We start from the raw sequence: 14,141 nt of genomic DNA on the forward strand, positions 1-14,141 counted from the left end.
CTAGTTATCCACCTTGGTGGATTAACAATCAATTAGTAAGAACCAGCCAGTTTATAACAGAGCTTTTACACTTGGCGGCACAAATTTTTCGTTCTTTCACGGAAGCAAAAATGTGGATCAAATGGGAACTTATCTGCTGTTGCGCGATAACAAAGAAAACGGGCCTTACACGCTCGATCAGCTTTTGTCCTTCGGACTTAAAGCGTATGACCTTGTCTGGATCAACGGTCGAAGCGCCGCGTGGCGCTACCCGAGCGAGATCGAAGAACTGCGTCCGTACGCGCCGGTCGTGGAGGAACAACCCTTCGACCGGTTTTACAAGAAACCGGAAGATACCGTACAACCCAAACCGCAGCCAAAGCCTGTCCAGGATGCGCCCCAACCCGCTTACCAGGCTTATCAGCCCAAGATCACTACTCAGGTCGAGGAAAAGCCTGCCAAAAAAGAACCCGCCCGTAAATCGGTTTTTGTAACCTTACCCGCTACGCCGATTGAGAATTATACCGAAATCGAGCAGGCACCCGTTCTGTCCGAAGAACCCGCCCCGACCATCAAAGTCGTGGAAAACAAAGAAGCCATTCATACCAAATTTTCCCAACCGCTCGACGAAATCAAGGAGCAATACGTCAAAACCTTACTCGACCGCAAACAAAAGATCAGTCGCCGCAGCGTATGGATGCAACAACTCCGCATCGCCGGTATCATGGTGTTGTTGATCGGCGGCGGTATTTTCCTCGGCTGGGCCATGAGCAACCGCGGCGAGGCACCGCATTTACCCGGAGGGCCAACCAGACAACTGGCGCTGGCCGCCAACCAGGAAGAGACAGTTCAAACGGATCCAATCCCCGATAATACCGCATCAACACCCGCCGGCGTGCAGGAAGGTGTGGTGATGTCCACCGGTGCCGAAGAACAAACCGAAGCGGATATCAAAACAAAAGAAGCACGCGACGCTGCTGCCAAAGAGGCACGTCTGCGCAAGATCATCGCCAACTCCCCTCCGCCTACTCCGGAGGAAAAAATGCTGGGCGAAGTGACCGCGAAAAAAGATCCACCAGCGGCAAAAACCGAACCCAGCCGCGGCGCAAAAGCTGTCATGACCAGGGCCGATCGGCCAAAAACACCTGCTGTTGAAGAGGCGGATAGCTATCAGCGTGTAACCACCAATGCGGCCACCGGCGAACGCAACCGGTCTTCGAGAGATAATCAGGATAATATTGAAAATAAATCAACTAGACGGTCTGTTTCAAATTCTGGTTTAAAAGAAAGCAATGCACTGATCGCTTCCGACCGCGACGTGCCGAGAGAAGTAACCGTGCTCAGCAACAATTATAAACGCGTACCCTTCGGCGGCATCCGCGATCTCCGCCTCACCGTCTACAACCGCTCGGACGATCCGCTGGAAAAAGTAATCGTGGAACTGAAATACATGAAACCCGGCGAACAGGTACTGAAAACACAGTGGATCGAATTTCCTGCAATAGACGCCAAATCGTCGGCTACCATCAGGATGCCCGATACCAACCGCGGTATTGATGTCACGTACCAGATCTCTTCGGTGGTGAAAGCGCGGTAAGCTTTTTTGCCACTGAAGCCGTACCTTGCTGCCGCTTAAGTATCATCGTATGGCCGACGTTAAAATAGAAGAAAGCTGGAAAAAGGTATTGCACGCAGAATTCAGCAAGCCTTATTTTCAAAACATCATATTACACCTGAAAACAGAAAAGACGCAGGGCAAGACCATCTACCCGCCCGGCCCTTTTATTTTCAATGCATTCAATACGACGCCTCTTTCGAAAGTGAAAGTGGTAATTCTTGGCCAGGATCCCTATCATGGCCCGGGCCAGGCACATGGCCTTTGCTTTTCCGTGCAGAACGGCGTGCCGGCACCTCCTTCTCTCGTTAATATTTTTAAAGAACTCCGTGATGATATCGGTATGGAGATTCCCATGCACGGCAACCTCACCAGGTGGGCAGAGCAAGGCGTGTTCCTGCTCAACGCTTCCCTGACCGTACGCGCCGGCGAGCCGATGAGCCACGCAAAGATCGGCTGGGCTACTTTCACCGACGAGGTGATCAAAACCATTTCGGCGGAATGTGCGCATGTCGTGTTTTTGTTATGGGGGAAATTTGCACAGGAAAAAAGCGCACTCATCGACGGCACCAAACATCTCATCCTTAAAGCAGCGCATCCTTCGCCGTTGTCTGCACACAATGGATTTCTGGGATGTAAGCATTTTTCCAAAACAAATGAATACCTGATGCAGCAGGGCATTCCGCCCGTAGACTGGCAGCTCTGACCAATGCCTTACTTTTGCGCTGTGCGTATTCGTTTTGTTCAAAAGAAATTCAATAGATGTCATTTATAAAAGCTGTGGCCGGTCGTGTATGGGCCGTGTGGGGATTGCTCACTTTCGTGGTTACTTTTTTATTGGTGTTTCTGCCTTCGATGGTTTGTTACCTGATGCCTGAACCGCGCAGCACCGCTTACTTTATTCATGTTTCCCGCATCTGGATGCGTGTCTGGTTTTTCCTGGTGGCTTGTCCTGTGCGTGTGCGTGGTAAAAAGAATTTTGAAAAAGGCCGGGCTTATATCGTCACGTGCAATCACAATTCCCTTATTGATATTCCGTTGTCTTCTCCTTTTATTCCCGGCCCCAATAAGACGATCGCCAAGACTTCTTTCGCCAAAGTGCCGCTGTTTGGTCTTTATTATCGCAAGGGTTCGGTACTCGTCGACCGCAACAGCGAACGCAGCCGCCGCCAGAGTTTTGATGAGATGAAGAAAGTGCTGGCAATGGGTATGCACATGTGTATTTATCCCGAGGGCACCCGCAACCGTACTGACCAGCCGCTGAAGAAATTTTATGACGGCGCTTTTAAACTGGCGACAGATACCAATACTCCTATCATTCCGGCGGTCATCTTAAATACGCGCAAAGCGGTACCCGCCAATAAGCCCTTCTTTTTCCTACCCAAACGCCTGGAAATACATTTCCTCGAACCTGTACCGGCCAATGGATTATCTGCGGCTGAATTACGCGAGAAAGTGCGCGGGATCATGAGCGAATATTTCACCGCTCATCAGTAAGTAACGAAAGTACGTGTACGGTTGATGCGCAGATCCTGCAGCATGCCCGACTTCGGACTGATGGTGAAGTTGAAGTAACGGTACGGCGGTGTTGGTGTTACGTTGATGGACAATTGCCAGCAGTGCATATCCCTCGAGATCGACATAGAGAAGGTCTGAATATCCTTTGTACGGAAGTCATAGAAAGTATTCGCACTGATGTTCCATTTCGGTGTAAGGTTGAAACTGCCGCTAATACTCGCATTCGAGTTTAATCTTCCTTCAAACGCAGCCAGCGTGGTGTTGAACACCTGATTATAGACAAGTGAATAAGATATGTTCACCGACCAGGGAATGTTAAAGTCAACAAATTCGCCCGGGTTCTGCCGCATGTAATCGAGCAACCGCTGCTGATCGGCCTGCAGCGTGGGATCGGCAAATTGCTGCGCCAGTTTATCTTTTTTCAGTTTTTCTTTGTCGGGGTCTTTTGGTTTGCTCTGAAAACTGGTGGACATCGACACACTCACCGTTGACAGACGTCCCACTTTAAATCCACCTCCCTCCCACGCAAATTTATCAATGGGCTGGCCGATGGCATTGGTTTGATAGGGATCGAGTATACCGGATGCACTGATGTTGATCTTGTCAAACAGATTGGTACGGAATGCCAGTTGGAAGGGCGAAAGCCGCATGGAATCGGCAAAAAAGTTATAGGAGGCGCCGAGACTCAGACCATCGATCAGCCGCACTTTCCGGGTGCCGTTGCTGGTAGTGTCTTTTTTATCCCGCACTTTCATCTCCACGTTGTTATCGATCAGAAAGCTGATTCCTCCCACTCTGCCGCTGCCGTAACCCGCATAGGGTTGTGCAGTTTGCAGTTCACCAAACATCGCCGTGTATCCCGGTGCAATTGTATCACGGTAATAATAACGTGAAGAAAGATCGGGCCGGTAGTTGAGACTGAACGATGGCCTTATCACGTGCCTGATCGCCATCACTTTTCTATTCTTGAATTCATAGGTACCAAACAGCGCCGTATTGAACGAAAGTGCAAAGCTGGTTTGCTGATCGATGAAGAATCCGCGTGTGGTGGTCGTATCCAGTTTCTGGTTGGCCGTATTCCAGCGATAACGTGTTTTCTGATTGGCCCATACCTGCGAATAAGATACGCTGGGTGCGATGACCAATGCGCCGTTGAACACCGCCGGTAAGGATAAAGTAACCGGAATGTTGTGCTGCGCGCCCCATTGCAAGGTATCGAGCAGGTAAGAGAAAACAGATTTACCGTATACGGATTTATAATTGATTGAATCGTAGAAAGAGAACGAGTTGCGGAAGTTGCCCTGGTAACCGATACCCAATTGCTCATACCATTTACGCGAGCCTACCATTTCTTTTTTCTGGAAAGGATAAAGCGTGCTCACCGTAAAACCCGCGTCCGGCAAACTGATCGTTACCTGCCGGTTGAGGTTGTTCTGGCTATGGTTCGCCGATAAGGTCAGGTTATAAGGTTTGCCCACCCATGTTTTGGAATACATGATGGACGATCCCATGATGTTATTGAAGTTGGTACGCGCATCATTGGTCACGTTGCGGTTGTAGTTGGTGGAACTGGCGTTCACGCTTGCCGAGAAGGTGGTGCCGGGCCGCGCGCGCGAATCGGAACTATGTGCCCAGGCAATACTGTAGCTGCTTGCTTTGTAATAATCCGGGTCGCCTTTAAAGTTACGTTTGGTAGACAGCAGGCCGATGTTAGCCGATCCATTGTACTTATAGCGTTTACGGTAAGTGGGGTTGATATTACCCGACCATCCACCGTAAGAATAGATGTTGCCGTATACTTTTACGTCCCAGTACTGGTTGATCACTTTATAGTAACCCAGCCCTTCGAGACCAAGACCAGCCACATCGTTGGTGGCAAACTGCGGAGCAAGAATACCGGAATGGCGTCCCTGGCTCAGCGGGAAGAAACCGAAAGGCAGGTAAATGGGAACAGGTACGTCTTCAAATTCCGGGTGTATGGCGCCGGTGACCGCCAGTTTTTTGTTGACCACTTTCATCCGGCTCGCGCGGAAGCCGAAGTGCGGATGATCGGAAAGATTACAGGTAGTGATAAAACCGCCTCGGCCGAAGGTAGTGTTGGCATCTACTTTTTTGGCTACGTCGAAATGGATGAATGCGCCACTGTTTTCGGTGATCGTATTTTTGGTAAGACCACGTTGCGTTTTGAAGTTGTAACGGATGGTGTCGCTCGTGAAGGTGTTTTCAGCGCCTTGCGAAAATTCAGCCGTTTCCACTACATCACCGGTACTGTCTTTCCGGTTAACGGCGGTGAGTACCTGTGTGGCCTGATCGATTTCAACCTGCGGTGCTTTCAGGCTGATGTCCTTGTATTCGGTTTTCGTTTTGCCGTATAAAAAGATTTTTTTCGAGGTCACCATTACCACGGCGGAATCCTCTGCGTAATAGTTAACAGGTCCGTCGAGCGAGTCTTTTGAAAGTTTTAATGAAAAGGTATCAACCTTTTGTGCAGGTAGGGAGTCTTCTCCTAAATCGAGTGAATCACGGCCGGGTATAGTATCCGCTCTGAGCGGACGTATGGTATCCGATCCGGTGAAACGCAGTCTGGACGTGCTGTCTGCGGCATTACGCGGCTTGATGGTGTCGGCCGCTGTTGTTAAAGGTGTGTAAAAATTACCTTGCGTGGTATGGAAAGCTACACTGTTCCGCGTTACTGTGCAGATGATTAATGCAGTCAGTATGGCAGAAAAAAAATATTTTAGTTTAAATTTGTCTCGCAGCCCCATATATTTCCAGGCAGCAAATGTAAATCATTCGGACTTAAACAAATTGTGAAGATTGCAATAACCCATTAATTTAACTGGCAAGGTCCTGCCGGTGTGTACAGCGATAGCAGATGAGCAAGGACCCGCCACCAAAAATTCCAGTAGTTTTCCATGAAAAGAGCCCTTTCATTAACCCTGTTTGCACTTGCCAGTTGTTGCTTTGTTTCGTTTATCAATCCCACGAAGGATACGGTAGCGCCCGGTAAACCGGCGGTACGTACGTTGATCATCGACCCGGGTCATGGTGGTGATTTTGCGGGAGCCCAGGGATTGTTCTCCAACGAGAAACAAGTATCACTTGAAGTTGCACTTAAATTAGGTAAGGCATTTCAGAAAGAATTTCCTGAGATCAAAGTCGTTTACACCCGCACGAGCGACGCCAATGCCGGCAACAAGAAAACATTGAACGAAGATTTGCGTTACCGCGCCGATCTGGCCAACTCTTCCGGCGGCGATCTCTTTATTTCCATTCACTGCAATGCAGCGGGCAAACGTCCCGGCGGCTGGTATGAAAAAGTAGTGGTAGGTAAAACGGCCAAGACCCGCATGGTAGGCAAAGGCAAAAAGAGAAAGAAACAGACTTATTACGAATACCAGTACCAGAATGTATACCGCGAGAACACGGCCAAAGGTACCGAGACCTATGTATGGGCCGTAAATAAGAACGACGCCAAGATCAGTTCCGTTGCCAAAAACAACGAATACTATGGGGAAATGGATTCCGTTTCCGGACTGAAACTCCCCGACCCTTCCGACCCCGCAGAAATGGCGCGTATGCTGGTGTACGCGCAGAACTATTTCAAAAAGAGCCTGACATTGGCCGATTTTGTAGAAAAAGAATTTGCCGCTTCCGGCCGCACAAGCCGTGGCGTGCGTCAGCGTAATGATACCGGTATCTGGGTGCTCCAGGCAACAGGTATGCCGAGCATCCTGGTGGAAATAGGCTTTATTTCTAACAAAGAAGAGGAAGAATATCTTAATAGTGAAAAAGGCCAGGACGAAATTGTGCGGAATATTATCAACGCTTTTAAATCCTATAAAGCAAAACTGGAAGCCAAAGGTCCCAAAAAGGCATTCTGATCCGATTCTTTTACAAATGATTGAAACAGCGGCTCCGGTCGCTGTTTTTTAATGTACTGTCCTGCTGTTTCGGGTGGTTCAACGGCCGGCCCCGGGCCTCTTATTAACTGGTTTTCAAAATAAATGGCTAATTTGGCACTCTGTTAGCATACGAAGTGTGTAAAGTTACCAGCATGAAAATCAGCAATGAAACCAAAGTTGGCATCCTGGCGGCAGGAGCCATCGCCCTGCTTATCGTTGGATTCAATTTTCTCAAGGGGAGGGATGTTTTTAAAAAGAAGAATACCATTTATGCCATATTCGAGAATGTGGGATCGCTTGATAAATCGAACCCGGTGAAGATATTGGGTCTTACCGTTGGCCATATAGATGATATAGAGCCACTGGACAAAGACGTTAACGGTATCAAGGTCACCATCGCTATGGATAAAAAGGTGAATATCCCCGATAATTCCGTCGCCTATATCGAACCCAGCCTCCTGGGAACTCCCGTATTGGTGATCCAGAAAGGAAATTCATCCCGGAGCATAGAAATGGGACAAGAGCTCAAATCCGTTTCCCGCCAGGGAGGCATGCTCAGTTCCGTTGCACCACAACTGGAACCTGTTTTTGGTAAAATAAGCAACACCATCGATACCCTGAATTTGATCCTTGGTAATGTGAATACCATATTCGACGAGTCGGTCAAAGGTCATATCCGTTCTACCCTGGCCCAGCTCGATGCCAGTGCCGCCGCTCTCAGCAACATGCTGCAGGCTGCCAATGGCAACCTTACCGCTACCCTGGGCAATGCCAATTCCATTACGGCCAATATTGCTAAAAGCAACGACAGCATTACCGCGATCATCAGCAATGCCAAACGTTTTACCGGCAGCCTGGCAAGTGTCAACATCGGCCCGATCGCCGACTCTATGCAGGTGGCCGTCAACCAGCTCAAGGGAATTGTAAACAGTATGTCCAGCACCAAAGGATCGCTGGGCGCGCTGATAAATGATCGCGAGTTATATGATAAGATCAACAACACGGTACTGAGTGCGGAGATATTGCTCGACGACCTGCGGGCTCACCCCAAACGCTACGTTAATATTTCCGTGTTCGGAAGAAAAGATAAAGGTGGGGCGCTAACTTCGCCACTTAAAAAGGATACGGTTCGCGTAGACTACTAAGTCCCCGAACCCGATTTTAATATGAAGCCGCCTGCGACCCGACTAATCTTCAAGTATTTCCTCCTGTCTGCCATGCTCCTATTGCTGGCAAACATGATTCATGCACAGGAGCCGGTACCGGTACCTTCCGATACAGTCAACTCCATTAAGATTGTCAGCAACACACGCAACCTCACCATGAAGCGCGTGGACGACAGCACCAATCTTACCATCGTTGCCGGCAATGTAAAAGCGCTGCAGGGTAATACTATTTTTTATTGCGACAGTGCGGTGGACAACAGCCGTACCCGCATCTTCGAAGCATGGGGAAATGTGAGGATCGTGGATGGTGACACCGCTACTATCAGCGCCCGTCACCTGATTTATCACCGCGATAAAAAAATCGCCTACTTCGACGGAAACGTAAAACTTACCGATGGTAAAGGTTCATTGACCACGCCGGACCTGGAATACGACATGTCCACTAATATTGGTATCTACAAAAATGGCGGACGGGTAGTCAATCAGAAAACGGTACTCACAAGCCAGGAAGGTTATTACTACGCAGACCTGAAAGACGTCTATTTCAAAAAAGATGTATTCCTGAAAGACCCGGCATATACCATTACCACCGATTCACTTTTATACAATACACAAAGCGGCGATGCCCGCATCATAGCCCAAACTTATATTGTAGACAGCAGCGGACGGAAAATCCGGACCAAAGAAGGTTTTTATAACCAAAGGACCGGTCAGGCTCAGTTTGGACGTCGCTCTGAAATCATCGATGGCAAAACGCGCATCACCGGAGATGTGATTGAACTCACAGATAGCATTTACCGTGTCACGGGCAATGCCATCATCAGCGATACTGCGCAGGGTACTACTATTCTCGGAGGACTGGTGTTCCAGGACAAACGTACCGAAGCCGTACTGGCTACGCGCAAACCGGTGATGATCGTGAAGCAGGACAAAGACTCTATTTATATCGCAGCCGATACTTTATTTACGGCAAAGCTCACCGCACTTTATGGTGCACGTGATTCGTTGACAGTGGATACCCTGAAAGGCACGAAAGTGGCCAGGCTGAATGACAAAGACAGCACCAACCGTTACTTCGAAGCATTTCATAACGTGCGCATCTTCAATGATTCGATCCAGGCTACCTGCGACAGCATGTTCTATTCCTTCCAGGATTCCACCTTCCGGCTCTACCAGGATCCCGTGGTCTGGGCCAACAACAGCCAGATCACCGGTGATACCATTTATCTCCATACCAAAAACAGGAAGGCCGACCGGGTTGAAGCATTTGAACGCAGTTTTATGGTCAACAAAATGGATCATGAAGCGTATAACCAGATCAAATCAACGCGCATGGACGGTTATTTTGTCAATGGAAATATCGACTCCGTCCGCGCGAAAGGCTATGCCGAATGTATTTACTATATAAGAGATGATGCCGACAGTTCCTATACGGGCATCAATCAATCGAAATGTGATATCATTGATATTTATTTCCAGGAACAGGCATTGCATAAAATTGCTTTCCGCAGCCAGGTGACCGGTACGATCTGGCCTATCCGTCAGAAAAGCCCGGCTGAAATGCGTCTCCCGAATTTCCGCTGGCTCGAAGAGCGCCGTCCTAAAACGAAATACGAATTATTTGAGTGATCCGTCTACGGATCGATCGTCCACGTAAATGGTGACTGCAACAGCGGTTTGTTTTTCCAATCCAGCGGTTGCAACATGGCCGTGATGGTATCGGTGCCGAGCACTCCACTGATAAATAAGGGACCATTTGCCTCCGGCTGGCTGTAAGCAAATACTTTCTCCTCTCCCGTTTCCGGATCCTGCAACCACCATTCATGTGTGACGGTATCGCAACGGAAAGCGTAGTCCTGCATTTGATCATCCATCAATTGTGTAACAAAATAGTTTTGGCGATGAATAAACACACGGCGCCAGCGAAACTGGTCGGTGGTTAATGGTAACAATGTATCCTGGTTAACGATAAAAACGGGCACATCATAAGCTCCGTGAAAAGCCGGGCGTGGTGCGGCATCATCATTATAAACACCGCTTTTGAGGTAAGGAAAAAGTGTAAACAGGATGATGGCTCCAAACAGCGCCAAGCGCAATAACATTCTTCGTTTGTTGATCAAAGTCCTGCTACCGAATAATGCATGCCACCATCTTCTTCTTTCCGCATAACACAACCACGCCGCCAACAGCAGCAACAGGAAGGAGTAAACTTTTACCGAAATACTAAAAGAAAAATTTACGGCCACCACATTGGCCATGATCGTTAATGCGAGCAACGCACCGCCGGGTCTTGTACTTCTTAAACACAACAATATCGCGGCCAGCAATTCGGCTATACCTAAAAAAATACTGTAGCTCCGCGAAATGCCCATCGTGCTCCAGTAGAGCAGATCGGGATAGGTATCCGCGAGTGGCGTATATAAGGTGTTGGGCTCTGGCTGATAGAATTGCCATTTGAATATTTTATTCCAGCCATACATGAATAAATGCATGGCGAGATAAAAAGCCGCCAGGTTGATCAGCCAGCAACGCGCTTTGTCATAATTGCGAGGCTTCCTGTCCACCAACGACCAGCTCAACGTACCAATGACCGCGAGTAAAAAACAATGCAGCAAATGAATATAAAGACCGGGTGTATCAGAGGCTAATTTATAAGTAGCAGTGGCCGGTAATCCCAGTATATAAAAGCCGGTGTAACCATTCCATTTAGTGAATAACGGAGCGAGCCAATTAGCCGGATGAGGCAGCGAGTCCTGCGGCCAGGGCAATGTAAGAATCAACAACAGGAAAAAGAAGGCCCCGAAACGAAAAAATACCGTCCGGACGGGAGGCCATGCAACTGGTGGGCGGGTATCTTGCATCCTTAAAAGTATCTGATAAATTTCAGGATACAAATTACGATTATGATCCGCAATCTTCTGCTTCTGACCATTGCCTCGCTGGCCGTTACGGCTGCTTCGGCACAAACGAAAAAAGTAGCGCACCGCAGTCACAGCGGTGCTGCCGCGCATTTCAAACCCGCCTCTGCCGGTTCGGGATTCGGTTTACCGGATAAGGAAACCATGAAACAATGGGAGGAGGACCGCAAGCGCAGGCAGCAGGCCGACAGCCTCGCCGCAAAAAAACGTGCCGACAGTCTTGCTAATCAGGCACCGCCCAGGCCGAAGCCAAAAGCAAAACCAGCGCGTCGTTCCGCTACAGCGAAAGTGAAATAATCTCAGGTTTCCTCATCTTCCAGGAGAGGTTCGGGAGCGTGCCTTTCGCGCAGGAACAATGCCAGCCATCCCAGTCCTGCCACTGCAGCAATCAGCGATGACAGCAGTATGGCAATTTTTGCGGTGGTGATGTAATGCGGGTTATCGAATGCGAGTAAAGTAATAAAGATCGACATCGTGAAACCGATGCCTCCCAGTATGCCGGCGCCAAAAATATGTTGCCACTTCAATCCCTGCGGCAGGCTGGCAACTTTCAACAACACAGCCATCAGGCAAAACAAAGTGATGCCGACGGGTTTTCCGATAACAAGACCGGTGAAAATGCCCAGACTTTCGGATGAGGTTAATTCCTTTGCCCAGCCCGCTTCAATAATGATACCCGTATTGGCCAATGCAAAGACGGGCAGGATAAAAAAGGAAACGGGTTTGTGAAGAAACGATTGCAGTTTATAGGAAATCGTTTTAGGACCGCCGCTTCCAAACGGAATGGCAAATGCCAGCAGCACACCGGAGATGGTTGCGTGTACGCCGGAGTGCAACATAAAATACCACATGCCCGCTCCCAATAGCAGGTAGGGCCATAACTTATGCATGCGCAGCCTGTTCAGCACCAGCATAACGATAAACAATCCCAGGGCAATGCCCAGGTTCAGTAAAACAATTCCCTTGGAATAAAACAGCGCAATCACCATGATAGCGCCGAGGTCGTCGATCACGGCCAATGCAGTGAGAAAAACTTTTAAAGTCGCCGGTACGCGATTGCCCAGCAGCGAAAGAATACCCAAAGCAAAGGCGATATCTGTTGCCATGGGAATACCCACGCCATCTGCGAAAGCGGTTCCTTTATTCAATAACCAGAAAAGCAAAGCGGGCAGCGCCATTCCGCCGATAGCACCGATGGCCGGAAATAACGCGTGTCTTACCTGCGACAATTCTCCTTTGTAAATTTCCCGCTCCAATTCCAGTCCGATCATTAAAAAGAAGATGGTCATTAAACCATCATTGATCCAGTATTCAAGCGATTGCCCGCCAACGTTGGTATGCCAGAAATGGACATACGACTCTCCCACTGCGCTGTTGGCCAGCAGCAGGGAAAGGGCTGTGCAAAAAAGGAGTATCAGGCCGGCAGCCTTTTCACTTTCAAAAAATTGTCCGAATAATTTGGTAAGGCGCATATGTGTGCAAAAATAAGGACTGTGACCCTTAACGACGATTTTGCATTTCATTTAAACTATGCGGCGCAGTTTTTCCGTTCTACCGCAATAACTCATTTAATATGAAAAAAACTGTTCTATCTCTGCTCGTGGTGCTGACCGTATGTAGTGTACAAACCGTCAATGCCCAGGAAACTGAAACGATTCCGGAAAGCACTGCTCCCGCTTATAAGGCTGCGATAGGTATCCGGTTGAGTAGTAGTCAGGCGATCGTTAACAATTCCATTTCTTTCAAATATTTTTTCCAGGAAAACAAAGCGATCGAGGCCTTGCTTTCACTGGGTGATCCGCTGGCGATCGGCGCTTTGTATGAACTGCATAAACCGATCGGTGCTGCGGAAGGATTGCGTTGGTTTTACGGCGGTGGTGCGTATTTAGGTTTTGTAAAAACGTACAATGTCAATAAAGACCACAATGAAACGATTCCCAATTTTGGGGCGCAGGGCGTTGTGGGTCTCGACTATAAATTCTCCAATATTCCGCTGAATCTCGCGATCGACTGGAAACCCGAATTGAACCTGGTGGAGGATATCAATTTTGAGCCGGCGGTGATTGGCCTGACGGCGAGGTTTACGTTTTAAAAGTAGTAAGTAGTAAGTAATAAGTTTTAAGTCAGCGAAGGGCTGTTGTACCTATAACTTAAAACTTATTACTTATAACTCTTTTCCCCATAAAACCGGCATTTTTCCACATTCTGCAAAAATGTACGGTTTTTTGCGTTTTTATGCGGGAATATATTACTTTAGGGGTCTAAACGAAACAATTGCTTAAGAAAGAACGCCAGGCTTACATACTGCACCAGGTAAACCTGCACAATAAGGTGCTTTCCGCCACTCTTTGCCAGGATATTAATGTCTCGGAAGACACGATCCGCCGCGACTTGCAGGAACTTGCGGAAGAGGGCAAACTTATAAAGGTGCACGGCGGAGCTCTCTCCCATTCTTTTAACGAAGTTCATTTCTCTACGAACGGAGTATATTCGCAAAGTCAGAAAAAGAAGATTGCTCAAAAAGCCATCAGCCTTATCCACAACGGAATGTTTATCCTCACCAGCGGTGGTACCACCATTATTGAAATGGCGCGTTCACTTCCGCATGGTTTGAAGGCCACTTTTATATCGGGCAGTATTCCGGTGATCCTGGAATACATGAATCATCCCAATATCGAAGTGATCCTTATTGGCGACCGCATTTCCAAAAATTCAAAAATTACCGTAGGGCCGGAAGCTATCGCAAAGATTCGCCAGATGAAGGCGGATATTTGCTTTTTGGGTATTAATTCTATTGACCTCGAACACGGGGTTACTGACAATGACTGGGAAGTGGTGCAATTGAAAAAAGCGATGATTGAATCGTCCCAGCGGGTTGTTTGTATGACGATTGCCGAAAAAGTCAATACGTTTCAACCGATCCAGGTTTGTGAGATCGGCAAAATCCACACCCTGATTACAGAACTACCTGCAGACAATGCCCTGCTGCAACCCTATCAGCAGGCCGGTATACAGGTGTTATAATTGTTTACTGCTTAAT

At 48.3% G+C, this 14,141-nt stretch carries 12 protein-coding genes; 9 read left to right on the forward strand and 3 right to left on the reverse strand.

All coding sequences use genetic code 11. The features are described 5' to 3' along the window. The first annotated feature begins 121 nt into the window (after positions 1-121). The 3 genes from H608_RS0106695 to H608_RS0106705 are packed head-to-tail and all read left to right on the forward strand — an operon-like array spanning position 122 to position 3,091. Positions 122-1,576, forward strand: a complete 1,455-nt coding sequence (locus H608_RS0106695) for a hypothetical protein (RefSeq protein ID WP_028786997.1) — start codon at positions 122-124, stop codon at positions 1,574-1,576. A gap of 49 nt (positions 1,577-1,625) precedes the next feature. Then, the gene (gene ung, locus H608_RS0106700) at positions 1,626-2,300 is read left to right on the forward strand and encodes a uracil-DNA glycosylase (RefSeq protein WP_028786998.1); all 675 of its coding nucleotides are present in this window, start codon (positions 1,626-1,628) and stop codon (positions 2,298-2,300) included. A 56-nt stretch (positions 2,301-2,356) separates the two neighbouring features. Then, the gene (locus H608_RS0106705; RefSeq protein WP_028786999.1) at positions 2,357-3,091 is read left to right on the forward strand and encodes a lysophospholipid acyltransferase family protein; all 735 of its coding nucleotides are present in this window, start codon (positions 2,357-2,359) and stop codon (positions 3,089-3,091) included. On the opposite strand, the gene H608_RS0106710 is transcribed toward H608_RS0106705, so the two are convergent. Continuing rightward, on the reverse strand, positions 3,085-5,877 hold the full coding sequence (locus H608_RS0106710) for a putative LPS assembly protein LptD (protein ID WP_028787000.1): 2,793 nt from the start codon (positions 5,875-5,877) through the stop codon (positions 3,085-3,087). The two genes, H608_RS0106705 and H608_RS0106710, sit on opposite strands and share 7 nt — an antisense overlap. 150 nt (positions 5,878-6,027) lie before the next feature. Between H608_RS0106710 and H608_RS21520 the strand changes: the two genes are divergently transcribed. From H608_RS21520 to H608_RS0106725, 3 genes are all read left to right on the forward strand, one after another. Continuing rightward, entirely contained in the window at positions 6,028-6,996 is a 969-nt protein-coding gene (locus tag H608_RS21520) for an N-acetylmuramoyl-L-alanine amidase family protein (RefSeq protein ID WP_051268099.1), read from the forward strand. Between the two features lie 173 nt (positions 6,997-7,169). Next, on the forward strand, positions 7,170-8,162 hold the full coding sequence (locus tag H608_RS0106720) for an MlaD family protein (RefSeq protein WP_028787001.1): 993 nt from the start codon (positions 7,170-7,172) through the stop codon (positions 8,160-8,162). 72 nt (positions 8,163-8,234) lie between these two features. Next, positions 8,235-9,812 (forward strand): OstA-like protein, encoded by a 1,578-nt coding sequence (locus H608_RS0106725; RefSeq protein WP_051268100.1) that lies wholly within the window; start codon positions 8,235-8,237, stop codon positions 9,810-9,812. Between the two features lie 5 nt (positions 9,813-9,817). On the opposite strand, the gene H608_RS23475 is transcribed toward H608_RS0106725, so the two are convergent. Next, a complete protein-coding gene (locus H608_RS23475) occupies positions 9,818-11,044 on the reverse strand; it encodes a hypothetical protein (protein WP_028787003.1) in 1,227 nt (408 codons plus the stop codon). Positions 11,045-11,086: 42 nt separating this feature from the next. On the opposite strand from H608_RS23475, the gene H608_RS0106735 reads away from it, so the two are divergent. Continuing rightward, positions 11,087-11,398, forward strand: coding sequence for a hypothetical protein (locus H608_RS0106735; RefSeq protein WP_028787004.1), 312 nt, complete (start codon positions 11,087-11,089; stop codon positions 11,396-11,398). A gap of 2 nt (positions 11,399-11,400) precedes the next feature. On the opposite strand, the gene nhaA is transcribed toward H608_RS0106735, so the two are convergent. Beyond that, a complete protein-coding gene (gene nhaA / locus H608_RS0106740; RefSeq protein WP_028787005.1) occupies positions 11,401-12,573 on the reverse strand; it encodes a Na+/H+ antiporter NhaA in 1,173 nt (390 codons plus the stop codon). 101 nt (positions 12,574-12,674) lie between these two features. On the opposite strand from nhaA, the gene H608_RS21530 reads away from it, so the two are divergent. Together H608_RS21530 and H608_RS0106750 are read left to right on the forward strand one after the other, a co-directional pair. Beyond that, on the forward strand, positions 12,675-13,193 hold the full coding sequence (locus tag H608_RS21530) for a hypothetical protein (RefSeq protein ID WP_051268101.1): 519 nt from the start codon (positions 12,675-12,677) through the stop codon (positions 13,191-13,193). 182 nt (positions 13,194-13,375) lie between these two features. Further along, entirely contained in the window at positions 13,376-14,125 is a 750-nt protein-coding gene (locus H608_RS0106750; protein ID WP_028787006.1) for a DeoR/GlpR family DNA-binding transcription regulator, read from the forward strand. Positions 14,126-14,141 lie beyond the last annotated feature (16 nt).

Source organism: Terrimonas ferruginea DSM 30193 (genome assembly GCF_000425585.1).
In the GTDB taxonomy this organism is placed as follows: domain Bacteria; phylum Bacteroidota; class Bacteroidia; order Chitinophagales; family Chitinophagaceae; genus Terrimonas; species Terrimonas ferruginea.

Bases quoted from the DNA above. Each gene is read 5' to 3' on its own strand.
- H608_RS21530 (WP_051268101.1), top strand. From the start codon at position 12,675: ATGAAAAAAACTGTTCTATCTCTGCTCGTGGTGCTGACCGTATGTAGT.
- H608_RS0106705 (WP_028786999.1), top strand. From the start codon at position 2,357: ATGTCATTTATAAAAGCTGTGGCCGGTCGTGTATGGGCCGTGTGGGGA.
- H608_RS23475 (WP_028787003.1), bottom strand. From the start codon at position 11,044: ATGCAAGATACCCGCCCACCAGTTGCATGGCCTCCCGTCCGGACGGTA.
- H608_RS0106695 (WP_028786997.1), top strand. From the start codon at position 122: ATGGGAACTTATCTGCTGTTGCGCGATAACAAAGAAAACGGGCCTTAC.
- H608_RS0106720 (WP_028787001.1), top strand. From the start codon at position 7,170: ATGAAAATCAGCAATGAAACCAAAGTTGGCATCCTGGCGGCAGGAGCC.
- H608_RS0106725 (WP_051268100.1), top strand. From the start codon at position 8,235: ATGCTCCTATTGCTGGCAAACATGATTCATGCACAGGAGCCGGTACCG.
- H608_RS21520 (WP_051268099.1), top strand. From the start codon at position 6,028: ATGAAAAGAGCCCTTTCATTAACCCTGTTTGCACTTGCCAGTTGTTGC.
- ung (WP_028786998.1), top strand. From the start codon at position 1,626: ATGGCCGACGTTAAAATAGAAGAAAGCTGGAAAAAGGTATTGCACGCA.
- H608_RS0106735 (WP_028787004.1), top strand. From the start codon at position 11,087: ATGATCCGCAATCTTCTGCTTCTGACCATTGCCTCGCTGGCCGTTACG.
- nhaA (WP_028787005.1), bottom strand. From the start codon at position 12,573: ATGCGCCTTACCAAATTATTCGGACAATTTTTTGAAAGTGAAAAGGCT.
- H608_RS0106710 (WP_028787000.1), bottom strand. From the start codon at position 5,877: ATGGGGCTGCGAGACAAATTTAAACTAAAATATTTTTTTTCTGCCATA.